Below are 24,062 nucleotides of genomic sequence, written 5' to 3'. Positions count from 1 at the left end.
ATCGCGGGGTGGAGCAGTCTGGTAGCTCGTCGGGCTCATAACCCGAAGGTCGCAGGTTCAAATCCTGCCCCCGCAACCAATGGGTCCGTGGTGTAGTGGTCTAACATGCCTGCCTGTCACGCAGGAGATCGGCGGTTCAAACCCGCTCGGACCCGCCATTTTTATTATTTTGTTTATCTTCTTTAGTTTACATAAAGATTTATCTTTTTATTATGGCTCGATAGCTCAGCAGGTAGAGCAGAGGACTGAAAATCCTCGTGTCGGTGGTTCGACTCCGCCTCGAGCCACCATTATGATGTGCCGGTCTAGCTCAATTGGTAGAGCAACTGACTTGTAATCAGTAGGTTGGGGGTTCAAGTCCTCTGACCGGCACCATTTTTATGTTTATTTACAATCTGGAGGGATAGCGAAGAGGCTAAACGCGGCGGACTGTAAATCCGCTCCCTTAGGGTTCGAAGGTTCGAAACCTTCTCCCTCCATTTATATTATAGGGGTATAGTTTAAAGGTAGAACTGAGGTCTCCAAAACCTCCAGTGTGGGTTCAATTCCTACTACCCCTGCTTATTACGATGGCGGTTATGGTGAAGCGGTTTAACACACCGGATTGTGGTTCCGGCACGCGTGGGTTCGAACCCCACTAACCGCCCTTGGTTTTTTGGCCCATAGCCAAGCGGTAAGGCAACGGTTTTTGGTGCCGTCATGCGCTGGTTCGAATCCAGCTGGGCCAGTAAAAATGCGGAAGTAGTTCAGTGGTAGAACATCACCTTGCCATGGTGGGGGTCGCGGGTTCGAATCCCGTCTTCCGCTCCATTATATGTGGCGGCATAGCCAAGCGGTAAGGCACGGGTCTGCAAAACCCTTATCCCCGGTTCGATTCCGGGTGTCGCCTCCATTTTTTTATGTTTATTTTTATTTATGCCGGCGTGGCGGAATAGGCAGACGCGCACGACTCAAAATCGTGTTCCGCAAGGAGTGTGGGTTCGACCCCCACCGCCGGTATCATTTATTGGATTAAAGGGCCCATTAAACCGAGGACAGTCAGTGCTTTGAGTAAATCAGAGTGCTGGCTTTTTTGTTGTCTTTTGGCTTTATACTAACAAATCGTATATCCAACAATATTGTGATCCCTTTAAATGATTTTTTTGATATGAACGGATCTTTTTCAGATAATTTTTGAGCCAGAGATTTCATTGACAAAACAGACTCAAGTGGTAAAATTAAAATAAATTACATGTAATAGATATAAATTAAAATTATTTACATTTAAACGGTGAGGAGGTTAGCTCTGCAGTCAACCATCGTTTTGTGTATCGTGAAGGGTTTCAATTTTTTATAGTATGAAATGTTAACGGTTACATCATAAGAATGTACCTTGTGAAATGGAGATCTGGACTAAATACAATGTATTGCGTATCGCACGAATGAATGACAGGACCAGTTGACGACTGTTCCAATAAGGGAAATGTTTCACAAAAAATATCAAAGACAAACGAATGGGCTGTAAGGGTTCAGGCGATTCGATAATGACATGAGGGTGAGTGAAGATGAAGATGACCGATCTGATGATCAAGCGTGCCATGGTCATGGACATGCAGGCGACAACTAAAGAAGAAGCGATCGATGAACTGATCGCCAGCCTGGAGAGGAATGAAAGGATCAACGACCCGAAACTCTTCAAAGAAATGATTCTGAAAAGAGAAGCGGAATCGAGCACCGGTATCGGCGACGGAATCGCCATGCCGCATGCAAAAACTAAAGCAGTAAATGAAGCAACAGTTGTCTTCGGGCGCAGCAAAAAAGGTGTGGATTACAAGGCGCTCGACGGCAAGCCGTCCTATCTGTTCTTTATGATTGCCGCACCTGAGGGCGCATCCAATGTCCATTTGCAGACGCTGGCAGCGCTGTCACGGTTGTTGATTGATCAGGACTTTGTTGCCGAGGTTAAGCAGGCTGAGACGCCTGAGCAAGTAGCCAGATTATTTGATGATAAGCAGGCTGAAAAAGAGAAAGCTGAGAAGAAAGAAGCGGCTCATCCGGCGCAGGAGACTTCGGACGATGACAAATTTGTCGTAGCCGTTACCGCCTGCCCGACAGGCATTGCCCACACCTACATGGCTGAAGATGCACTGAAGAAGAAAGCTGCAGAGATGGGCGTGGCCATCCGGGTTGAAACAGACGGATCTGAAGGCGCCAAGCACGTACTAACCCACGATGAAATCAAACGGGCGGCCGGGGTTATTGTTGCGGCTGACAAAAAGGTGGAAATGGCCCGGTTCGATGGCAAGAAGGTGCTTCAGACGCCGGTCAGTGACGGTATCCGCAAGCCTGAGGAATTGATTAATAAGGTGCTTCACGGACAGGCTCCTGTGTATCATGCAGAAGGCGGTGTGGATTTTTCCGAATCTGAAAGCACAGTCAGCATCTGGAACAGGATCTATAAAGACCTGATGAACGGTATTTCACACATGCTGCCGTTCGTTGTCGGCGGTGGTATTCTTCTGGCTATTTCGTTTATGTTTGAGCATCTTGGAAAGAATAACACCATTTTTCAGATGCTGAGTTCGGTTGCCGGCGGCCAGACCGGGGCGTTCCACTTCCTGATCGCGATTCTGGCCGGATATATTGCCGTAAGCATCGGCGACCGTCCTGCATTGATGCCCGGTGTTGTCGGCGGGTTTATGGCATATTCTTCGAACGCCGGGTTTCTCGGCGGCCTGGCAGCCGGCTTCCTTGCTGGCTGGGTGATCATTCTGCTGAAGAAAGTATTTGCCGGACTTCCTAGGACACTCAACGGTTTGAAACCAATTCTACTCTTTCCGGTATTTGGGTTGCTGATTACTGGAGGGCTCATGTATTATATCCTCGATCCAATTTTCACATGGGTTAATACAGGCCTGGTCGGTGCGCTGAGTCATCTTGGCACCGGGAATGCTATATTGCTCGGACTCGTTCTCGGCGGGATGCAGGCCGTTGATATGGGCGGTCCTGTGAACAAGGCAGCTTACACATTTGCGATCGGCGTCTTCACCAGCGGTGCGTCAAACGGCGGTCTGATGATGGCCGCAGTCATGGCCGGCGGGATGGTTCCGCCGCTCGCAATCGCCTTGGCCACAACCTTCTTCAGAGCAAAGTTCAATGAAGAAGAACGTAAGGCAGGAATTACGAATTATGTGCTTGGGTTATCGTTTATTACAGAGGGCGCCATTCCATTCGCCGCTGCCGACCCTCTGCGCATTATCTGTTCAAGCATTATCGGTTCGGCGACCGCAGGCGCTTTGACGCAATTATGGAAAGTCAGCATTCCGGCACCGCATGGAGGCATCTTTGTTGTTGCCCTGAGCAATCAGCCGTTTCTGTTTATCGCTGCCATTCTGATCGGTGCCGTGATCTCCGGACTGATTATCGGCTTTTGGAAAAATCCCCTGAAGAAACGGGAAAATTCGTCAGGGTTGAAACACGAGTAATTAATTATAATAAATCATGAAGGAAAAAACACTTATGGAGTTGATCCTGAATGCGGTCAGCGAAGCATAAAACTGGATGGTGCTCTGTACTTATCTTCCTGCAGCTTCTGCTTGGGGTCGGTGCGATTTTCGGCGGCGGGGCTTTGATCCTGTCGCCTGATGGCACACTGCTCCGGATACCGATTGAACTACTTCGCTACAGTCCATTTCATACCTTTTTGATTCCTGGACTCATTCTCTTTTCTGTGCTTGGCGTACTTCCACTGATCGCTGCTTTTTTTCTGATTACGGAGAAAAGGCCTCGCTTTGGCAGAGGATTCAGTCTCTATAAAGACATTCACTGGGCATGGAATGTTTCCCTTTACATTGGCTTTATCCTCATCGGCTGGATTATGATCGAAGTATACATTTTTCAGGCGATTGCGTTTATTCATGTCTTCTACCTCTTTCTAGGGATGGCGATTCAGGCAGTTACTTTGCTGCCCTCAGTGAAAGACCACTATCTCATTTCGGATTCAGACATTTCATGAGCCGATAACCGGTTCTGTGTTATAGTTGATTTTGTATGTCGTTCAATCCACAGAATTATCATCAAACTCAATGAACAGGTGTGTTAATTATTGATGGATATTCAACTATCGGAGAAAAAGATCAAGGGTCTTTTTTCGCCTTCGATTTATCAGAGAGGTCATCGATACTATACAAGCGGGCATGTCGGAGAACTTCGTTTTGATGCGGAAAGCGGCTGCTGGCAGGCAGAAGTTAACGGAACTGGGCAATACAAGGTTAGCGTTCGATTTGAAGGTCAATCATTTTTCTATCATTGCGACTGTCCGGCGGCTCATCGTTTTTCAAATCCATGCAAGCATGTGGCGTCGGTTCTCTTGAAACTATATGAATATCAACAAAGCGGGAGGATGATACCGGGAAATCGATCGACAGGAAGGCGAACAACTTCTGCCTCTTTGATTTCTTCACGTCGTGCTGAGCTTCAGCAATTGCGCCGTGAAGAGGTACTGACGGATCAGCTGATTGATACGTTTTCCAGGTTTCAGCAGAACGAACGTGACTATGAGTACAATGAACGGAAACAGCGGATGCGTATTGAATGGACACTTAAGCGCCATTCTTCATGGTTTGCTTTGGAGATGACAAGCGGCACGGAGCGGCTGTACATAGTTCGCAAGATCAGGAATTTTATTACTTCAGTAGCCAATCAGACTTCATATCGATTTACAGGCAAGTTTTCATTCAGCCCTTCAGAGCACGGATTCTCCCCGGAAGACAGGGCCGTGATTGACCTGATCAATGAACAAATGGAACGACGAAATTATCGAAATCTGCAATATGCTTATCTGGGCGGTTACGCGAGCTCTGATGAGCGCCAGTTTATTATTCCGCCGATGCTGTTTCCCACCCTGGTGAGTAAGCTAAAATCCTGCTCCTTCTATATTGACGATGACCGTTCAGGACGGATGAAAGCGGTCATACATGAACAGGAGATTCCGTTTGCCCTTCACCTTGATCAGCGTCCCGACGGTCATTATGAGGTGGATCTGTCTGATTTGAATGAATCGGAATATATGGATGAATACGGCTGTCTTATGAAAAATGACGGGCTGTACCCGCTTTCTTCCGCTCAGCAGGATTTCACCAGGGAGCTGATGTCGATCGTCAGGAGCTCGCAGCTCACCTCACTGCCGATTGGGAAAAAACAAATCGAGCCGTTTCTCTCTCATGTTGCCCCCGGTTTGAAAAAAATCAGTCAGCTGACGATTGCCGATGAAATCTCAGATCGAATGGCATCCTATCCGCTGCACGCAAAACTGTGGATTGATCGTGAAGCTGAACAGCTGACTGTTCAACTGGAATATCATTATGGCGATACAGTCGTGAAACCCTTCGAAAAAGAGAAAAGCGTGGGTTCAGACGAACAGATTTTTATTCGTGATGCGGAAAAAGAACAAAGAATTATGGATATACTCGAATCCGCCCAATTAAAGGTGAGGAGAAAACAGGTTTGCGCTGAAGGAGAGGCAAATATTTACGCATTCTTATTTGAAACACTTCCCAGATTGGAAGATTTAGCGGACATATTCATGACAAATTCGGTCAGGGAACTCTTGCTGCCGGAACGAAAGAAACCTTTTGCATCGATAGATGTGGACTCCGGCGGTAATTGGCTGGAGGTCAAATTTCAGATTGACGGCATCGAGGAGAAAGATATCCAGGAAATACTTCGATCGCTTGTTGAGAAGAAGAAATACTATCGCCTCCCCGGCGGAGCATTTGTCCCGCTGGAAGATGAAGAGTTTGCATCGGTCGGTCAAATGCTGGAAGCGCTGAACCTTTCAAAGTCAGAACTTCAGCACGATCAAGTGGAACTGCCGCTTTATCGCGGCAGTCAAATCGAATCGATTATTGGCGAAGAACATACGGCGATTGGCTTCAGTAAGACATTTCGACGTTTTCTGAACCGATTGAAAAATCCTGATCTGATTGACTATGAAGTCCCGGAAGCGCTGCATGCCAGGCTCAGAGATTATCAGCTTTACGGTTATCAATGGATGAAAACACTTGGCCAGTATGGTCTTGGCGGTATTCTTGCTGATGAGATGGGGCTGGGCAAGACGGTGCAAAGTGTCGCATTTCTGTTATCGGAAAAAGAGAAGGCAACTGAAATTCAACCGGTACTGATTGTAACCCCGGCATCATTGATCTATAACTGGAAGAATGAACTGACGAAGTTTGCACCGAATCTGCATGCCGTTGTTGCCTCCGGTACGGCGCAGGAGCGGAAAGCCATGTACCGGCAAGAACAGGGACCGGATATCTGGATTACTTCTTACCAGACGCTCAGGCAGGATATCCGTACCTATGAGGATCAGGCATTCAGCACGCTGATTCTTGATGAGGCGCAAGCCGTTAAGAATTTTAATACCAAGACAGCCAGATCCATCCGTAAAATTAATGCTCGGAATCGGTTTGCGCTGAGTGGAACGCCAATTGAAAATTCGATTGATGAGCTCTGGTCGATCTTCCAGACTATTTTGCCTGGATTTTTTCCCGGACTTTCGGATTTTAAAAAATTAGATAAGGAAAAAATAGCAAAAATGATTCGGCCTTTCTTGCTTCGCCGAGTCAAAAAGGATGTTTTGTCGGAACTTCCGGACAAGATCGAGACGGTCCAGACATCTGAACTGACCAAAGAGCAGAAAGAACTCTATCTGGCGTATCTTCGGAAAATCCGGGAACAAACAAAGGATTCTCTTAAAAAAGAAGGATTTGAGAAGAATCGGATCAAGATCCTGGCAGGGCTTACCCGTCTTCGGCAGATTTGCTGTCATCCCGCTCTTTTTGTTGAAGACTATCATGGGGAATCCGGCAAACTGCAGCATCTGCTGGAGCTGATCTCCGACGGACTCGATAATGGCAGGAGGATGCTCATTTTTTCTCAGTTTACCAGTATGCTGGCAATTATTCGTCAGGCATTGGATAAAGAAGGGATTAGCTTTTTTTACCTTGATGGACAAACACCGGCGAAAAACAGAGTGGATATGGTCGAACAGTTCAATCAAGGGGAGAAAAACGTCTTTCTTCTTTCCCTGAAGGCGGGAAATACAGGACTTAATTTAACTGGAGCCGATATGGTAATCCTTTTTGATCTGTGGTGGAATCCTGCGGTAGAGGATCAGGCGGTCGGAAGAGCTCATCGGATCGGTCAGCGGCACATTGTGCAGGTGATTCGTATGATTACTCAAGGTACCATTGAAGAGAAAATCCATAAACTGCAACAAAATAAACGAGATTTAATTGAATCAGTCGTAGAACCAGGTGATCAGTCGTTGTCCAGGTTAACGGAGAAAGACATCAGGGAGATTTTGAATATCTGATTGTGGTCCTTAAATCGTGGTTAAGAGTCTATTACCCCAGAAAGTAGGAACACCGAGTACTCGGGTATTCTCGAGAAAATCGTACAGCGATTAAAAGCAGCAGGATATGTTCAGATCAACCCGCTGCTTTATTGCTGCCAACCTTTAATAAAGAGTCCCGGTATTAGGTTGAAATTTAATGATGCACAATCTATAATGCATGTACATTATTACAAAATTTGCCGTGCGCGGCTTTACTCAGGCAGCGGCAAAGGAACTGGCCAAGTACAATATTACAGTCAATGCTTATTGCCCGGGAATTGTCGGCACAGGCATGTGGGATCGCATTGACGATGTCATGACGAACTATGAAGGGATTAATAAAGGTGAGGCATTTAAGAAAGCCATCGAGAGCATCTCGCTGGGCCGTCCTGAAAAACCGGAGGATATTGCCAACTTTGTTTCATTCATGGCATTGAGCAATTCGGACTATATGACCGGCCAGTCTGTATTAATTGACTGCGGTATTGTATTCAATTGAATTTTGATCTGTAACTCGGAAATGCGCGCATTTCTGGAAAATCACGCGTATTTCCGGAAATATGCGCGCATTTCCGGAAAATTGCGCGCAAATTGAAATAAATGCGCGCATTTCACACAATATACTAAAATATGGAAAAAATAGAGATGGCTGTTTCCATGATTTTGACCGGGACCAACACCTGGCTAATGATCTTTATTTTTGCAGCATTCACTGCGGTCTGTTCGGGATTTTTATGGGCCATGCTCAGGCGTATCAAAGCGATACCCATCATTTCGAAAGATCAATAGAACTAGTAAAAATCAAAAACCCGGTATGAGGCGGATAATCCCATACCGGGTTTTTGATTTTTTGCTTAATTAATCATTAATAGATTATGAAAGCAATGCTTTGATATAAAAAGTTACATTGAATAGAAGGATTTCTACTGATCTGAATGGCTGAAACGATCTGTGAATCTTAAAAAATGGTGGTTTAATACACTTGAGTATTGTTGCATTGGATCCTGGAAAACGATCCGGTTTCAATCTGTGCTATAGTAAGATCACATATTGCAAGTTGCATCCAGAGGAAAGACAATGAGGGGGAATTCATTTTATGACTAAGAAAAATAGAACGCTTTTCCTGACCCAGTTTAGTATTTTACTAGCAATTGAAATTGTGTTTTGCTTTACTCCGCTTGGTTCGTTACCGGCGCTTGGTCCGATTGTCGCCACTTTGTCCGCGATTCCTGTCGTCATCACGGCCCTGCTGCTCGGAACCGGAGCAGGTGCTGCGATGGGTGCATTCGCGGGGCTGTTCAGTTTAATCATCTGGACGTTAATCCCTCCGATGCCGATTTCAGCTTTTGTGTTCTCACCGTTTTACTCTTTTGGAAAATTTCATGGCAATTTCGGAAGCCTGCTGATCAGCTTTGTGCCGCGTATCTTAATTGGGGTCGTGACCGGTTTGGTCTATCAGGCACTGTCCAAAATTTTTCCCGGGAAAAATGTACTCTGCTTTTCATTGAGCGCTGCGCTGGGCAGTCTGACGAATACTTTTGGCGTTATGGGCGGCATCTGGCTGTTCTTTGGGGCTCAATATTCCTCACTTGTCGGCAAAGCTATGCTGGATATCATTGGTTTGACCGTCCTGACCAGCGGGATCCCGGAAGCGGTGATCAATGCCATTGCCGCGTCTGCCGTCTGCAAACCGGTAAAACTCATTTTGTCAAAAAGACGTTCATAACATCAATAGAACTGGCAACTGCGAGAAAAGAACATTCTGATTATTAATGGTACAGGCGGCGTCGGATTGAATGCAATGCAACTTGCCTATTGGGCCGGTCTGCATGTAATCGCCAGTGCTTCTCGCCCTGAAACAGTAAGCTGGTCAGTTGGAAATCTCGCAAGAATGAGAATCTATCGGTGATTATCGACGATATAGAAATGACACATTATCTATGAAAACCGAATCAAATGCACGAATCAACCCGGCATGAGACGTGCATTCCCATGCCGGGTTGATTCATGACAGTACAGATTGATTTCAAATAATATTTTCCGGAACCGGGAGACCGAGGCCCTCGGCGACACGTCTGCCGTATTCCGGGTCAGCTTTGTAGAAGTGGCGAATCTGCCGTTCTTTAATCGAGTCTTTTTCAACTGGCTTCATCCAGTTCACAAGATTGTTGATGAGCCTGGTGCGTTCGTCCTCACTCATTAAGCGGTACAGGTCGCCGGCCTGGGTATAAAAGTCATCATCGTCATAAGGAACGCTTGCTGCCGTACCGCTGACGTCAAATTCAGCCTGTTTGTTCTCCGGGGTTTCATGCGGTCCGCCGAAGCTGTTCGGTTCATAGTAGGCCGAGCGGCCGCCATTGTCGTCAAACCGCATAGCTCCATCCCGATAGTAATTCGTCGCATGATTCAGCGGGCGGTTAATCGGCAGCAACTGATAATTCGGTCCGATCCGGTGCCGCTGCGTATCCGCATAGGAGAAGAGTCTGCCCTGCAGCATTTTGTCCGGCGATACACCGATACCGGGAACCAGTGTCGCCGGTGAGAAGGCGGCCTGCTCAACTTCGGCAAAGTAATTTTCAGGATTCTTGTTTAACACCATTCGACCGACTTCGATCAGCGGATAATCTTTCTGAGACCAGACCTTGGTCACGTCAAACGGATTGAATCGATATGTTTTTGCCTCTTCAAGCGGCATGATTTGCACTTTTAACGTCCATGAAGGGAACTCACCGGCTTCAATCGCATTAAACAAATCCTGAGTATGATAATCCGGATTCTCCCCGGCTAATTTTTCGGCGAGATTGACATCAAGATTTTTGATCCCCTGATCGGTTTTCCAGTGATATTTTACCCACACGCTTTTTCCTTCGGCGTTCGTCCATTTGAAGGTGTGGCTGCCGTAACCGTGCATATGACGGAGTGTCGCCGGTATGCCGCGATCAGAAGCGAGAATCGTGACTTGATGGAGCGACTCAGGCGAAAGCGACCAGAAATCCCAGACGGCTGTCGGGTTCTTCAGATGTGTCCGCGGATCGCGTTTCTGGGTATGAATGAAATCAGGGAATTTGATGGCATCGCGAATGAAGAACACCGGCGTGTTGTTGCCGACCAAGTCATAATTGCCCTCATTCGTGTAAAATTTAACGGCAAAACCTCTCGGATCGCGGACGGTATCCGCCGATCCCAGCTCACCCGCAACTGTTGAGAAGCGGACAAACACCGGTGTATGTTTCCCGATTTCCGACAGAAAGTCCGCTTTCGTGTAGCGCGAAAGATCATTTGTCACTTCGAAGTAACCGTGCGCTCCGGCACCTTTCGCATGCACGACGCGTTCGGGAACGCGTTCGCGGTCGAAGTGTGCCAGCTTATCCAGCAAAGCCACATCCTGGATCAATGTCGGTCCTGATGAACCTGCTGTCATCGAGTTTTGGTTATCCCCCACCGGAGCTCCCCAACTTGTCGTTAATTTGTTCGTGTTGTCGCTCATGTCTTCCCCTCTTCCTTTGGAGTATGATCTGAGGATATCATAGATTAATTAAAATTAAAACTAATTAATATTAATTCTATATAAATGTTGATTTTGGCTGGTTAGGCGATGATGATTGCAAAGGTGATGGCTGTAATTTGATGGTTCATTCTTTGCACTGAGCTGGAGACTATATGATAATTATATAATACAATTGAAAAAATCCGGCGCCGGTCGGTAAAATGTATACTACGCTGTCAGTCCGGCATGAGCGGGCCGGGGATCCCTCCTGGAAGAGCGAGCGATTCCGAAAAGTTTCATGGATTGGAAAAGAAAAGGGCTGTTCTGCTTTACAAAACTAATAACATTAGTTAAAATACTAAATATAATAGTACCAGGGAGATGATAAATGATGAAGGTGACACAAAAAGACAGTATTTTTCAGCTGACGTTTTTCCCGTCCTGGTTTCCTGTGAACAGTTATCTGGCAGATGAAGGGGATGCACTGACACTGATTGATGCGGCGCTGCCGTTCAGTTATAAGGGGATTTTGAAAACTGCCGAAGCCATCGGCAAACCGATCTCGCGAATTATCCTGACGCATGCCCACAGCGATCATATTGGGGCGCTGGATAAATTGAAGGCACTGCTTCCGGACTGCGAGGTGGTGATTTCGGCCCGGGATGCGAAACTGCTCAGGGGTGATGTGACACTTGATACGAACGAACCGCAAACAAAGGTCAGGGGCGGTGTCCCTAAGCCGGGAACCATTAAGACGGTGCCGGACCGTGAAGTTTCGGAAGGCGATGTCGTCGGTTCTTTCCGTGTGGTTGCAACACCCGGGCACACGCCCGGACATATCGCTTTGTACAATGAGGCGTCGGGCGTGCTGCTTGCCGGCGACGCCTTTCAGGTGCGGGGCGGGGTGGCCGTATCGGGTCAGTTGAAACCCTTTTTTCCCTTCCCGGCCTGGGCAACCTGGAACAAGGAAGCGGCAATTCAAAGTGCGATAAAACTTGTACACTTGTCTCCGACTTTATTGGGCGTCGGACACGGGCACTTTTTAACGGATCCGAAAACAGTCATGGCTCAGGCAATCCGGCAGGCGCAAGTTGCTGAAGAGGTGGTGAAAAGGTGAAAGAAAAGATTACCAAACAGGCGATACTCAGTGTCAGCAGAGACATTGTCAATCAGGAAGGCTATGATGCCCTGACGCTCGCCCGGGTTGCCAAGGCACTAAAAATAAAGACGCCGTCTTTATATAACCATATATCGGGTTTAAAGGATTTGAGAAAAGAATTGGCGCTTGATGCGCTCAAACAACTGAATTATGAAGTGACCCAGTCGGCAGTCGGACGTTCGGGAGATGGGGCATTGAAAGCGATCGGGTTTGCTTTCATTCATTTTATGCGCGAAAATCCTGGTTTATATGCGGCGACTCTGATTGCCCCAGACCTGCAGGATCCGGATATTGACCAGGAGAGCTCCGCAATTGTCGCGATCATTATAAAAGTGCTCGAGCCGTACCATTTTGGTAATGTAAGGGCGATTCATTTCGTCCGGGGGTTGCGTGCGCTTGCTCATGGTTTCAGTACACTCGAATACCAGGGCGGATTTCAAATCGAAGTCCCGCTGGACGATTCGATTTCCGTTGCCTTTGATACCTTCATTAAGGGACTGATGGCGATGAATGAGGCGCCCGGAAAAGAGAATCAGAAAACGGAAAATCACTCTGCCTGAAGGAAAGATGCCCAATGCAAAAGGATCAAATGATCAGAATCGCCGAAGCATCGCTGCCCCGTCAGGCAATCAAAAAGGTTCAGTTCATCAGCAGCGGCTGGGATAATGATTTGCTGATCATTAACAAACGGATCGCGTTCCGATTTCCAAAAAAAGAAGGGATGCTTGATCAGTTTACTGATGAACTGACCATATTGCAGCGCTTAGCGATGAAAGATCCTGTTCTGCAGATTCCAAGATACCAGCCTGTTTACGAGGGCAGTAGAATAAAGGGTGTATCCTATCCGCTGTTGAAAGGCGAGTCGCTCAGTCAATGTCTAAACAATTTTCAAGCGAGTCATGAAAATGCCAGGCTGATTGCTGACTTTTTAACAAAGTTGCACAGCATCCAATTATCGGAGTTTCAGGGAACACATCTACATACTGAGTCAAGGGAAGCATTGTTCTCAAGAGTGCAAACCTTTTATGGACTTCAGCCGGTCTTTCACGAATTGTTACACGAGGTACAAAACAATGAACCCATTAATCGTGAACTGCTTCAACGATTCTTGGAACTTAGCGCTCTCGTCTTTCATTAAGTACTTTAAGATACAAAATAGCTGAATTGAGGTAGTAATAATGACAAATGAAGCATCGATTAAAAAATTCTGGAAGGCATTTAAGGTGCAACAGGAGATAACTCATGACAACTATCAGGCCTGGTCTTTCGGTTATACGCCCGAAACAGCTGATCAGCTGGCGGAATTGGTTGTCAGAGGTGTGAAGACAGCGACCACATCGGCTTATAAGCTCTACGAGGCTGATGAACCGCTCCCTCAGCCAGGGGAGTATAATATCATCCTTGACGGAAGCGGGGAGCCTGTGGCGATCACGAAAACCGTTGTTACGGAAATCGTGCCGTTCCAGTCCGTATCCTCGGAACATGCCTGGCATGAGGGCGAAGGGGATCGTTCATTAGCTTACTGGCGGGAGGTTCATGAAGCTTTTTTTAAGGAGGAATATGCCGAAGCCGGTTTAACCTTCAGTACGGCCATTCCCTGTGTCTGCGAAGTCTTTGAAGTGGTCTTCACAAGATAATCTCACTCCTGGTAAAGTTCCAGCGGCAGGTCGTCGGGATCTTTGAAAAAGGTAAAGCGTTTACCGGTCACCGGATCCACGCGCACGGCCTCTGTGGGGATACCCCTGGCATTCAGCTCCTGCACGGTCTCAGCTACATCATCGACAGCAAAGGCCAGATGCCTGAGTCCGGATGCTTCCGGATGGGTTAACCGGGCCGGCGGATCAGGAAATGAAAACAGCTCGATCCGGTCGCTGCTGTCGCCGACCGCCAGATCCAGTTTATAGGAATCCCGTTCTTTGCGATACATCTCATGAATAATGGTAAGTCCCAGTAAATCAACATAGAAATGTCTGGAACGCCGGTAGTCCGAGCAGATCACGGCACAGTGGTGAAGACGATTGATTTTCATCGCAACGAGCTCCCTTTCAGAAGAATATCCTTCACTGTAACAAAGCCCCGGGAAAAATTCAACGGGTAGTAACAGGGTGTATATCACTTATCACTTATTCACTCAGGTGTATCCCGCGTACATCCACTGGCGTTGAAAAAACGATTTGCGTATTCGTTTTGCCAAATTTTTGCAATGAATTGATGAATGAATCCAGCAATTCTGTACTCTCAAATATGACTTTAATGAGCATGGAGAATTCGCCGGAAATACAATTGCATTCAAGGACGTTAGGAACATCTCTAATGTAGGTATAAAACGCGGCCTTGTCTGCCGGCTCCACCTTTACATTAATAAACGCTTTGATATGGTATCCGGCTTTTTTAGGATCAATCAACGTGTAGTAATTTTTGATAACACCCGATTTCTCCATGTGACGTATTCGGGCGGAAATCGTTGGTGGAGAGATATAACATTCCTTCGCCAGCTCTTTGAGCGACACACGGGCATTTTGCTGGAGCCGATTAATAATCTTCCGGTCTATGGCATCCATTCAACAGGCCACCCTTTCTCCATTCGTCTATTATTATAGGCACTCCACTAATAGAAAATTAAATTTATTGTCAGGTTGTCTTACACATCTAATTTGTTTTTGTTATTATTTTTAACCGAAAAAATTATTAAATGAAAAAGAAATACCAGAAAATTATTTTATTGAACAAGTTCTTTAAAAGCTATCGCCTTTCCGTTCTTCCTGGATTATTTTAATCCTATCCAGGGAATAAATGAGGAGGAGTCAGCAGTGAGAATTGAAACAGATGCCATCGGCACGAAGGAAGTCCCTTCATCAGCATATTACGGCATTCATGCACTGCGCGCAAAAGAAAATTTCAATGTGACTTCGGAAACAATTGATCCGGAGCTGATCGATGGGCTTGCCATTATAAAAAAAGCGGCAGCCAGCGTTAATAGAAAAGACGGTTCACTCAGCAAAGAAAAAGCAGCAGCAATCCGCCGGGCGTGTGATGAGGTTCTCGAACGAAAACTGGATCATGCGTTCATTGTGCCGTCGATTCAGGGGAGCGCCGGGACGTCGATCAATATGAATGCCAACGAAGTCATTGCCAATCGGGCGATTGAACTCCTGGGCGGAGAAAAAGGCAGCTACTCAATAATACACCCGAATGATGATGTCAACCGTGGCCAGTCAACCAATGATACCTTCCCATCCGCAGGCAAACTTGCCTTGCTGCGTCTCAGCCGTCAGCTTACCTTGGAAATCGATCGATTTATCGACAGTCTGGACCAAAAGGCAAGTGAGCTGAAAGATATAGTTAAAATCGGGCGTACCCAACTCCAGGATGCACTGCCGACGACGGTCGGCGATACGTTCAAAGCATACGCTGCTGCTGCTGGCCGGAATCTTGATGAAATCAACCATAGCCGTCATGGGCTGAAAACCCTGAATCTCGGCGGAACGGCCATCGGTACATCCGTCAATGCTTCCGAGTATTATGTCCGTCACATTGTTCCCGAGGTCAGCAAGCTGTTTGGCGAAGAACTCAGCCAGGCTGACAACTTAATTGACGCCACACAGAATGTTGATGCTTTTGTCCGGCTCTCGCATGCTTATAAATTATTTGCGGTCACCTTATCCAAGATGGCCAGTGATCTCCGCCTGCTCTCCAGCGGACCGCAATTCGGCTTTAACGAGTTATTTTTGCCTAAAAAGCAGGCGGGTTCATCGATTATGCCGGGCAAGGTTAATCCAGTCATCCCTGAATTGGTCAATCAGGTCGCCTTCCAGATCATGGGTTATGACACGACAATTACTCTCGCCGCTGAAGCCGGACAACTGGAGCTGAATGCGTTTGAGCCGATTATCGTACGCAACTTAATTGTCACGTCAAGACTGCTGTCTAAAACACTGGTCACCTTCCGGATCAACTGCATCAACGGCATCGAGGCCAATCGCCCAAGATGCACCGATGAAGCAAATCATTGTGCCATTCTCGCAACAGCATTGACGCCATATATTGGCTACAGCAAAACATGCACGCTCGTCAAAGAATCTCTGCAGACAGGAACACCCATCCAGACTCTGGCCGGGCAGCTGCCGGATGTACCCGAATCTGTACTGAAACTGCTTGATCCTAAAAATCTGATTCATGTGTATGAGAATAAACCCGTGTATACCCATTGAATGATCCTTTTTTACCCGTTTGCCCGGGAGGTATGATTCCGATTTTCAAGTTTTATCAGAGTTCGAAGAAGATTGAGAATGCGCAGGCAGGTTTCGATGATGGGGCGGCGTATTTCTGATCACTGATGTCTGCTGAAAAGGGAAGTGCAGCGACAACCTCGTTCTTTTACAGAACGGGGTTTTTGCATTGCGGCGGCTCGAAAACGTTCCGAATCGGTCCGAAGGGGCTCCAAAATTTAAACCCGCACTGAATCCGGCAAAACAGTACCAATCCGACGAGCAATTTCTGAGTGAGAACAACTTCACTTCTCTGCTCTCAATTTAAATGTGACTAATCTGTGACACGACTGTGCTACTATAAATAAGTAAGGAGACGTTTCCCCGCTGGTGCTCACAAAGTCAGGCGTCACCAAGGAATTTTTACCGCTCCGGCTTTCAGAATGAGCGAAGGGGTATGATCCGGCACAGCTCCCGGTCGCCCACAGCAGGCTTTTTCTATGCGGCGGAGGATACCCGTCAGGCACTCTGTGAGCTGTATCCCCGTATAAATGAAGGGATGAAACGAACCAATGGGCAAGGGTTCCCGAAAAAGCTATTCGCCCAGGGCGCCGATCCGCACAATATCATGAATGTGGGCAGCCCGCAGCAGATCATTGAGAAAATTCTTTATCAACATGAAGTTTTCTACAATCAACGCTACATCGTCCAGATTGATTTTGGCGGGATGCCGTTTGACAAGGTCATGAAAAATAGTGACGTGATCAGATCGGAAATTTTACCGGCGATCAGAAAATATACAGCGAAGAAGAAATGAGGTGGGAAAGATGAAAATTGTCGGGCTGTCCGGAGCGATTGTCGGCAAGAAAACAAGAATTGCTATGGATCGCATCGTGAAGACGCTAAGTGAAAAGTATCCGGAGATTGACACAACGCTGATCGATTTAGCGGACTATGACGTTCGCTTCAGCGACGGACGTAATTATCTGGACTATGAAGGCGATACACGCTATGTCGCAAAAAAAGTGATGGAAGCAGACGCAATCATTATCGGCACACCTGTATTTCAGGCGTCCATCCCTGCGTCGCTGAAGAATTTATTTGATCTGCTCCCGGTCAATGCATTCCGGAATAAAGTCGTCGGCATGATTGTGACTGCCGGAACGCCAAAACACTATCTGATGGCCGAGCAGCAATTAAAGCCGATTCTCGCCTATATGAAGGCGGAAATTGTCCAGACATATGTCTTCATTGAAGAGAAGGACTTTTACCAGAACAAGATCCATAATGACGACATTATCGATCGTATCGACCGTCTGGTTGAGGATGCTGTTCTGTTAACCAAAACCTACGCAAAGGTCCATGAAGAAAAGGAAAAGGAGTATGGTTTCTAAACGGTTTGAGCTCTGGTTCGTTGGAAAATAATTTTGGGGAAAATAAATATAGTATGAAATATTACTTTCAAATCCAGCCAAAACGCTGTTATTCTATAACTTTCATGTTATCATTATAATAACAAAATAGAATCACCCGACCATTGAGCAATAATTATGAGAAAGATGAAATGGTAGCTGGTTCTCGTAAAAGGAGATGCTGTTGTGGCTGAAGCAAAAGTTACCGGCCGCGTGAATTCACGCCATATCGCCAGTAATATCTTTAAGGGTTCTTTGGGAAATATGATTGAATGGTATGACTGGTATGTCTATGCCGCTTTTGCTGTCTATTTCTCAACCGACTTCTTTCCGGCAGAAGATACGACGTCACAGTTGCTGAATACGGCCGCTGTTTTTGCCATCGGCTTTCTGATGCGCCCGATCGGCAGTCTGATCATGGGGCGCTATGCCGACCGCCATGGCCGGCGTGCCGCGCTGACGCTGTCGATCACGATCATGGCCAGCGGTTCGCTGATCATCGCGGCGACACCAAACTATCAGACAATCGGTGTCTTCGCCCCGATTATTCTCGTGCTCGCCCGACTGTTTCAGGGCCTGTCGCTGGGCGGTGAATATGGAACGTCCGCAACGTATCTGTCCGAAATGGCCAATAAAGGCCGCCGCGGGTTTTACTCAAGTTTTCAATATGTGACACTGGTCGGCGGACAGCTGGTTGCACTTGGGGTGCAGATTATTCTTCAGCTGTCGCTTAACGAGGCCCAGCTTAAAGCGTTCGGCTGGCGGATTCCGTTCGTGATCGGTGCGCTCGGCGCACTTGCCGTTCTCTGGCTGCGGCTGACCATGGATGAATCCGACCAGTTCAAGAAGATGTCCGGGAAAAAGAAACAGAGTGCCGGCACGATAAAAGCTTTGATGAAATATCCGCGGTCGGTCCTGACCGTTTTCGGACTGACGCTGGGCGGGACCGTGGCCTTCTATACCTACACGACTTATCTGCAGAAGTTCATGATCAATTCGGTCGGACTGGATAAGGAAGTCGTCAGCCTGATCAACTTCCTGGCGCTGCTGATCTTCCTGATTCTGCAGCCGCTCGCCGGCCTGTTGTCGGACCATATTGGCCGCCGGCCGCTGCTGTTCGCTTTCGGTATCTCCGGCTCGCTGCTGACGGTTCCATTGTTTCTGGTCATGCGCTCATCGCACAGTGCGCTTGCCGCCTTTCTGCTGATGCTGCTCGGTCTGGTCATCGTGACCGGTTATACGTCGATCAATGCGATCGTCAAGGCCGAACTGTTTCCGACTGAAATACGGGCGCTCGGTGTCGGCCTTCCATACGGCCTGACCGTTGCCGTCTTCGGCGGAACCGCTGAGTTTATCGCCTTGCTGTTCAAAAGTCTCGGCATTGAGACTGTGTTCTTTTTCTATGTTGCTGCCTGCATCTTCGTCAGTCTGCTCGTCTACTGGCGCATGCAGGAGTCGTCAAAGACTTCTTATATTGAGGCGGAAGCAGTAAAGGAGAAGTGACCGGCTGCTTTTCGGGCAAATAGCAATGCGTTTAAAAATTGAAGGCAAGCCTCCATGCAGGGGGCTTGCCTTCAGTGTCTGTATTCTATTTTTCCGGAATTGCGAAGATTATCTGTTTTTCCTTTTCTGGTGCATAATCAAAATTTCTCCGTCGCTCAGTTTGCTCGTGTCCGTTCCGTTCATTTCCATTTCGATGCGCAGATAGTCGATGAGTCGTCTGAAATCTTTTTTATCCATGGTGCACCGCCTTTTGCTTTGATGGTATAAGGATAGGACATGAAGATTAATAAATGATTAACAACAGTTGAAAATCAGATCATAATTTGACTTTTTATGATAATTATTATAATATAATAGAAGTGATAAATAGATAATAATTATAAATAATGGAGAGATAGAACCGTGAAAAAGTACGATTATAATTTCCCGAAGACTAAGGCAGCCCTGAATCAGCTGATTGCCGACATTAGTGAATTGAGCGCAAAAGTGCATCAGGCACATTGGTATATGCGCGGCCTTAACTTTTACACGATGCATCCAAAAATGGACGAATTTCTCGATATGCTGAACGGTCAGCTCGATGATGTGGCTGAACGCCTGATTGCCATTGGCGGTGCACCCTATGCTTCTCTTACTGAATTTCTTGACCATACGGTATTGAAAGATGTCAAAACGACTTTTGATGCGAAGAATTTGCCTGAACGGATCAGTGATCTTGTCGCGGATTTCAAGACGTTGAGGGATCAGTATCAGGAAACAATCGATATCAGCGGTGAAGAGAATGATCTGAGTTCCCAGGATATGATTATCGGTATGAAGACGGCTCTTGATAAAGATATCTGGATGATGCAGGCTTTCCTGAATAAGGCACCGCTGGATGATTCAACGGTTAAAGTGTCGGAACTGCAATATAAGTAAGCCACTGATTGTGCCTCGCAATTAGCTTTTTTGAATTAAATAGATAATAGAAAAAACAGTACGCGGAGTTCAGAACCGCGTACTGCTTTTTTTACTGATCAATTGTGACAATAATGTGATAATATTGTGCTATAATTGAGAATCAGAAGGGAGATGCTTCTGATGACCCTGTCTCAATCGGAAAGGGAAAAATTAAGGGATTTGTATCTCCAACATGAACGCCATCCATACCATGAGAAACGGATCTATTATCCGAGCTGGCCCATATTCAACCGTCAGGATCGTTTAAAGCACAGTGATTATAAAGAATTGAGTGAAGAAGATTTTATCTCCTACAATCCGTGGAAGCGCAAAACTTTCCTGGCCAAAATTTTAATCAAAGGAAAAAAGTATATAGATCGGCATCAATCGTGATTAAAAATTTAGTGTCCCTCCTTTGAAGGATTTTTTAAGAACAGGGACAGAATGAGTCCAATCACTTCAATGATCAGGAAGGTTATGAAAACTGCATGATAACCGGTGAGTGAGGCAGTTACAATGGTTTGCCCCTGTTTGAACTGTTCTGCACTGACATTAACTAGAATCAGCATTGCAACAGCGACGCCGGTGGATCCGAAAATCTGGCGCATTGTGGTGATCACTGCAGTACTGTCCGCAATCAACTGAGAGGGTAAAGCATTTGCGCCCATAGTCACGGCCGGCATCATCACAAAAGCATTGCCTCCTTCAATGATCATTGAAATGAGGATCATCACGGCAAGATTCATCTTGCCGGGGATCACAGCAAGTGCGAACCAGCCGGCAACAATACTGATCATACCGATGAGCATGGTTGTTTTGAAACCAAACTTATCTGCCAGTTTTCCTGTGACCGGGTTTAGAATGCTTAACAGTGCGGCAGCAGGAACCAGAGACAGACCTGAGGCGAGTGGCGGAAGGCCGATCATGCCCTGGAAATACAGCGGGAAAATGATAGTTGTGACGATCAGTGCAACATAAGACATGGCTGTCAGAAAGATCGCACAATCAAATCGGAGCACACTGAAAACGCGCAGTTGCAGCAGCGGTGTCTTCAGCTTCAGCTGCCTGAGTGTGAAAAGAATCAGGGCAATCAGGCTGACTGCCAGGATGGCAGGATCTGTGCCTGCATTCGTACCGGATTTGCCGATTTCGTTGATGACATAAAGGATCCCGATAAGACCCAAAGAGTAAATGACCGACAGAAAATCAAGCTGTGAACGGTGGAGCGGCACGACATTCTTGATAAAGACAAGGGCAAGAAGAAAGACGCAAGCGATGACGATCAGGAAAAACAGGAACAGCCCCCGCCAATTAATTGTTTGCAAAATGATGCCGGAAATAATCGGCCCACAGGCAAGCGCCGATCCCATGACAAGTCCGGCAACACCCATGATCGTGCTGCGCAGATCTTTTTCTGAAATGATCATCAGCACGGCTTGAAATGACGGAAAAAGAATGCCGACTGCAGCGGCTTCCAGAACTCTGCCGACCATCATGACCGGAAAATTCGGGGCAAGAATGATCACTATGGTCCCGACGGCGAAAAGCGCGAGAACACTTAGGAAAAGAATTTTAAAGTGTATATTGTTCAGCAGCCAGGGACTGACCGGCATCAGAATGCACATAACCAGCATGAATCCTGTCGTCAGCCACTGGATCGTGGACGCATTGACACCGAAGTGTGCCATCAGTGCAGGATAGGCTGTCGACAGTGAGGATTGACTGAGGGACATGGTGAATGTTCCGGCGAGAAGAATCAAGATAAAAAGAAAACGGTGATCAATTATTCCTCCATGTTTTGCTGCTTCTTTCATATAGGTACCTCTAATCTCTTTGATGTAAGTAGTCATCCAGGCATCTGTTCGCTGAATGGATCATAAGACAGCGAAATGGCCGGAGCATGATGTGTTCCGGCCATTTCAGGCTTTAAGCAAATGCATAAGCATCAGGGCATTACTCATTTGTTCCCTCGAGCGGTCCCTCTTGTTTGATGGCATCTGCTTTTGTCTCTTCATCCGTATTTTTGGCATGCTTAACAGGTGAATAGATGGAATAAACTTTCATTGGTTTGTCACCAATATTCGTCACGTTGTGCCAGGTTTCATCAGGAACGATGACAGCATCTCCGCCAGTAACCTCACGGGAAACCGTGATCTTGTTTTTATCCTTCCCCATCTCTACCTTGCCTTTTCCATCAACCAAATACAGGAACTGATCATTACCATGGTGAATTTCCATACCAATATCACCACCACCGGCAGGTATGGACATCAGTGTTACCTGAAAATGATCGCCGGTCCACAGGGTTGTCCGATAACGGGTATTCTGTTTTGCCGCGTCAGCAAGATGAACCGCGAACGGATCACTGCCGTAATCTTTGAGTTCGATTTTTTCTGTAACATTCTCTGTCAATGATAAAACCTGCTTTCCATTTTTACTGGGATGCATCCCAGCTTTAATTTTTCTTCAATGTATCGAGGGACAGGAAGTATCTTAGACGTGTAGTGTATCATCGCCGGGCTGCCAGTTTGCCGGGCACATGCCACCCGTTTGGAGAGCCTGAAGCACACGCAATGTTTCGTCTACGTCGCGGCCGATATTGTTATCATTGATGACAGAGTAGCGAAGATCACCTTTAGGATTAACGATAAAGAGACCCCGTAAGGCAACCCCTTCATCTGGAAGAAGGACACCGTACTTTTCGGCTGTTTCGTGCGTATGGTCGGCAGCCAGGCGGAAATTGATCTTCCCGATGCCGCCTTCTTTACGCGAAGTTTTCATCCATGCCTGATGTGTGTATATCGTATCGCACGAACAGCCAATAATGTCGGCATTTAAATCTTTGAATTCATTGTACCGATCGCTAAATGCGGTAATCTCTGTCGGACAGACAAATGTAAAATCCATCGGATAAAAGAAAAATACCGTCCACTTTCCTGCTTTTATATTTTCACCCAGATCTGCCTTACCGAATGTTCCGTCGGGATTGACACAATCTAGACGAAACTGTGGTGCTTGAGTATCTACCAGTCTTTCCACCAAATTAAAAACCTCCTGTGGATTTATATTTCTTCGGAATCCATGCCTTTTCAAAGAAAACGATTCAATCACAGCTGCAGCCGCGTCCTTTGAGTAAGTATGGATACCTTTTTAAAGAGAGTTCCGAGCAAGAGAGAATGACTAGATGGCTCTGATCCGGCACTCTTTGCGTTTACGACTATGTTTTAGCACATATTTTTAAAAATGTATAACCCGCATGAAAATGTCAAATTGATGTGTGAATTTATGCCGGGATTGGCCGGAGCGGTGAATGGAAGGTGAGGCCAGTATCTTCGCCGAAAAAAGTGAGCAATTAATGTGAATCAATTTTTTCACATGGCTCACTCCAATCTCCTTTTTGGGTACAAAAACACCGACAGAAATCATCACTGCCGGTGCTTTTCTTTGATGTTTCTCCCGGAAAATCAGATTTCCGAAAGTTTTTTCAGATGCTTCTCGGTGATTGCTTTGACCTTCTCATTGCGGCGGGTGTATTTCGGCACATCTGTGATCGGGTCGGTATGCATCCAGACGTTGACAATTTCCAGAGCAATCCCGGGGCCGATGATCTTTCCGCCGATGCAAAGAACATTGCTGTCCGTATGCTGACGGGCGAGCTTGGCACAGAAAGGATCCTGACAGACAGCAGCAGTCAGTCCGTAGATCCGGTTCGCGATCAGCGCACTGCCGTAGCCGACACCGTCGACGAAAATACCGCGGTCGGCTTCACCCCTGGCAACAGCCAGGGATGCAGGGTAGACATAATCGGACAGATCACAGGATTCGGTGCTGTCTGTTCCAAAATCGAGTACCTCATGGCCCTGCGCTTCGAGCCATTTCTTTATTTCACCTTTTAATTCATATCCGGCATGGTCACTTGCCATTGCGATTTTCAAGAAACATACCCCCATTGATTAACATTCCTATCTATTATAAT

Annotated in this window: 21 protein-coding genes, 11 tRNA genes and 2 pseudogenes; 26 read left to right on the top strand and 8 right to left on the bottom strand. The window is 46.8% G+C overall.

What is annotated here, in order from left to right; genetic code table 11:
- Window positions 1-2: 2 nt before the first annotated feature.
- From D889_RS0104260 to D889_RS15565, 17 genes and pseudogenes are all read left to right on the top strand, one after another.
- Window positions 3-79: transfer RNA gene (locus tag D889_RS0104260), tRNA-Met, on the top strand.
- Between the two features lie 2 nt (window positions 80-81).
- Window positions 82-158: transfer RNA gene (locus D889_RS0104255), tRNA-Asp, on the top strand.
- A 56-nt stretch (window positions 159-214) separates the two neighbouring features.
- Window positions 215-290, top strand: a tRNA-Phe gene (locus tag D889_RS0104250).
- 9 nt (window positions 291-299) lie between these two features.
- Window positions 300-375 (top strand) — tRNA-Thr (locus D889_RS0104245).
- A gap of 22 nt (window positions 376-397) precedes the next feature.
- A tRNA-Tyr gene (locus tag D889_RS0104240) sits at window positions 398-479 on the top strand.
- 10 nt (window positions 480-489) lie between these two features.
- Window positions 490-560 (top strand) — tRNA-Trp (locus tag D889_RS0104235).
- A gap of 12 nt (window positions 561-572) precedes the next feature.
- Window positions 573-646, top strand: a tRNA-His gene (locus D889_RS0104230).
- Window positions 647-656: 10 nt separating this feature from the next.
- A tRNA-Gln gene (locus D889_RS0104225) sits at window positions 657-728 on the top strand.
- A 7-nt stretch (window positions 729-735) separates the two neighbouring features.
- Window positions 736-810 (top strand) — tRNA-Gly (locus D889_RS0104220).
- Window positions 811-818: 8 nt separating this feature from the next.
- A tRNA-Cys gene (locus tag D889_RS0104215) sits at window positions 819-892 on the top strand.
- A 25-nt stretch (window positions 893-917) separates the two neighbouring features.
- Window positions 918-999 (top strand) — tRNA-Leu (locus tag D889_RS0104210).
- Window positions 1,000-1,544: 545 nt separating this feature from the next.
- Window positions 1,545-3,464 carry a PTS fructose transporter subunit IIABC gene (locus D889_RS0104205; RefSeq protein ID WP_010632869.1) on the top strand — a complete coding sequence of 640 codons (1,920 nt, stop codon included), beginning with the start codon at window positions 1,545-1,547 and terminating at the stop codon, window positions 3,462-3,464.
- Window positions 3,465-3,514: 50 nt separating this feature from the next.
- Window positions 3,515-3,994 (top strand): hypothetical protein, encoded by a 480-nt coding sequence (locus D889_RS0104200; RefSeq protein WP_010632870.1) that lies wholly within the window; start codon window positions 3,515-3,517, stop codon window positions 3,992-3,994.
- A 93-nt stretch (window positions 3,995-4,087) separates the two neighbouring features.
- Window positions 4,088-7,357 (top strand): DEAD/DEAH box helicase, encoded by a 3,270-nt coding sequence (locus D889_RS0104195; protein ID WP_018962163.1) that lies wholly within the window; start codon window positions 4,088-4,090, stop codon window positions 7,355-7,357.
- A 199-nt stretch (window positions 7,358-7,556) separates the two neighbouring features.
- The gene (locus D889_RS14840) at window positions 7,557-7,877 is read left to right on the top strand and encodes an SDR family oxidoreductase (protein ID WP_010632872.1); all 321 of its coding nucleotides are present in this window, start codon (window positions 7,557-7,559) and stop codon (window positions 7,875-7,877) included.
- Between the two features lie 597 nt (window positions 7,878-8,474).
- Window positions 8,475-9,104, top strand: a complete 630-nt coding sequence (locus tag D889_RS0104185) for an ECF transporter S component (protein WP_010630573.1) — start codon at window positions 8,475-8,477, stop codon at window positions 9,102-9,104.
- Window positions 9,105-9,131: 27 nt separating this feature from the next.
- A pseudogene (locus D889_RS15565) lies at window positions 9,132-9,248 on the top strand (zinc-binding alcohol dehydrogenase family protein); the annotation flags it as partial.
- Between the two features lie 156 nt (window positions 9,249-9,404).
- Here D889_RS15565 and katA read toward each other — a convergent pair.
- Window positions 9,405-10,865: a catalase KatA gene (gene katA, locus D889_RS0104180; RefSeq protein WP_010630572.1), complete on the bottom strand. Its 1,461-nt coding sequence runs from the start codon at window positions 10,863-10,865 to the stop codon at window positions 9,405-9,407.
- 391 nt (window positions 10,866-11,256) lie between these two features.
- Here katA and D889_RS0104175 point away from each other — a divergent pair, with 391 nt between their 5' ends.
- From D889_RS0104175 to D889_RS0104160, 4 genes are read left to right on the top strand one after another with little or no spacing between them, the layout of a single operon-like run.
- Entirely contained in the window at window positions 11,257-11,982 is a 726-nt protein-coding gene (locus D889_RS0104175; protein ID WP_010630571.1) for an MBL fold metallo-hydrolase, read from the top strand.
- Window positions 11,979-12,584, top strand: coding sequence for a TetR/AcrR family transcriptional regulator (locus tag D889_RS0104170; protein ID WP_010630570.1), 606 nt, complete (start codon window positions 11,979-11,981; stop codon window positions 12,582-12,584). Before D889_RS0104175 ends, D889_RS0104170 begins: the two co-directional genes overlap by 4 nt.
- A gap of 14 nt (window positions 12,585-12,598) precedes the next feature.
- Complete coding sequence (locus D889_RS0104165; RefSeq protein ID WP_010630569.1) at window positions 12,599-13,162, top strand: phosphotransferase; 564 nt, start codon at window positions 12,599-12,601, stop codon at window positions 13,160-13,162.
- A 40-nt stretch (window positions 13,163-13,202) separates the two neighbouring features.
- Window positions 13,203-13,661 carry an ASCH domain-containing protein gene (locus tag D889_RS0104160; RefSeq protein ID WP_010630568.1) on the top strand — a complete coding sequence of 153 codons (459 nt, stop codon included), beginning with the start codon at window positions 13,203-13,205 and terminating at the stop codon, window positions 13,659-13,661.
- A gap of 2 nt (window positions 13,662-13,663) precedes the next feature.
- Here D889_RS0104160 and gloA2 read toward each other — a convergent pair whose 3' ends face one another.
- Complete coding sequence (gloA2, locus tag D889_RS0104155) at window positions 13,664-14,053, bottom strand: SMU1112c/YaeR family gloxylase I-like metalloprotein (RefSeq protein WP_010630567.1); 390 nt, start codon at window positions 14,051-14,053, stop codon at window positions 13,664-13,666.
- Between the two features lie 94 nt (window positions 14,054-14,147).
- Entirely contained in the window at window positions 14,148-14,585 is a 438-nt protein-coding gene (locus D889_RS0104150) for an Lrp/AsnC family transcriptional regulator (protein ID WP_010630566.1), read from the bottom strand.
- Window positions 14,586-14,834: 249 nt separating this feature from the next.
- On the opposite strand from D889_RS0104150, the gene D889_RS0104145 reads away from it, so the two are divergent.
- From D889_RS0104145 to D889_RS0104125, 4 genes and pseudogenes are all read left to right on the top strand, one after another.
- Window positions 14,835-16,235, top strand: a complete 1,401-nt coding sequence (locus tag D889_RS0104145; RefSeq protein WP_010630565.1) for an aspartate ammonia-lyase — start codon at window positions 14,835-14,837, stop codon at window positions 16,233-16,235.
- A gap of 450 nt (window positions 16,236-16,685) precedes the next feature.
- Window positions 16,686-17,049, top strand: a pseudogene (locus D889_RS0104135) (LLM class flavin-dependent oxidoreductase); the annotation flags it as partial.
- Window positions 17,050-17,059: 10 nt separating this feature from the next.
- A complete protein-coding gene (locus D889_RS0104130; protein WP_010630563.1) occupies window positions 17,060-17,626 on the top strand; it encodes an NADPH-dependent FMN reductase in 567 nt (188 codons plus the stop codon).
- A gap of 282 nt (window positions 17,627-17,908) precedes the next feature.
- A complete protein-coding gene (locus D889_RS0104125; protein WP_238537524.1) occupies window positions 17,909-19,147 on the top strand; it encodes an MFS transporter in 1,239 nt (412 codons plus the stop codon).
- Window positions 19,148-19,255: 108 nt separating this feature from the next.
- Here the strand turns inward: D889_RS0104125 and D889_RS15885 are convergent, their stop codons facing one another.
- Complete coding sequence (locus tag D889_RS15885; protein ID WP_018962159.1) at window positions 19,256-19,384, bottom strand: hypothetical protein; 129 nt, start codon at window positions 19,382-19,384, stop codon at window positions 19,256-19,258.
- A gap of 165 nt (window positions 19,385-19,549) precedes the next feature.
- On the opposite strand from D889_RS15885, the gene D889_RS0104115 reads away from it, so the two are divergent.
- Window positions 19,550-20,065, top strand: coding sequence for a Dps family protein (locus D889_RS0104115; RefSeq protein ID WP_010630561.1), 516 nt, complete (start codon window positions 19,550-19,552; stop codon window positions 20,063-20,065).
- 422 nt (window positions 20,066-20,487) lie between these two features.
- Here the strand turns inward: D889_RS0104115 and D889_RS0104105 are convergent, their stop codons facing one another.
- The 4 genes from D889_RS0104105 to D889_RS0104085 form a co-directional block, all read right to left on the bottom strand.
- Entirely contained in the window at window positions 20,488-21,900 is a 1,413-nt protein-coding gene (locus D889_RS0104105) for an MFS transporter (protein ID WP_010630559.1), read from the bottom strand.
- Window positions 21,901-22,039: 139 nt separating this feature from the next.
- Window positions 22,040-22,498: a cupin domain-containing protein gene (locus D889_RS0104100; protein WP_010630558.1), complete on the bottom strand. Its 459-nt coding sequence runs from the start codon at window positions 22,496-22,498 to the stop codon at window positions 22,040-22,042.
- A gap of 81 nt (window positions 22,499-22,579) precedes the next feature.
- Complete coding sequence (locus D889_RS0104095) at window positions 22,580-23,128, bottom strand: peroxiredoxin (protein WP_010630557.1); 549 nt, start codon at window positions 23,126-23,128, stop codon at window positions 22,580-22,582.
- 422 nt (window positions 23,129-23,550) lie between these two features.
- The gene (locus D889_RS0104085) at window positions 23,551-24,021 is read right to left on the bottom strand and encodes an RpiB/LacA/LacB family sugar-phosphate isomerase (RefSeq protein ID WP_010630556.1); all 471 of its coding nucleotides are present in this window, start codon (window positions 24,019-24,021) and stop codon (window positions 23,551-23,553) included.
- Window positions 24,022-24,062: the final 41 nt, after the last annotated feature.

Source organism: Sporolactobacillus vineae DSM 21990 = SL153, assembly GCF_000377985.1.
Classification (GTDB): domain Bacteria; phylum Bacillota; class Bacilli; order Bacillales; family Sporolactobacillaceae; genus Sporolactobacillus; species Sporolactobacillus vineae.
The sequence above is the reverse complement of the archived record's forward strand: the minus strand, read 5'-3'. Positions and strand labels throughout refer to the sequence as shown.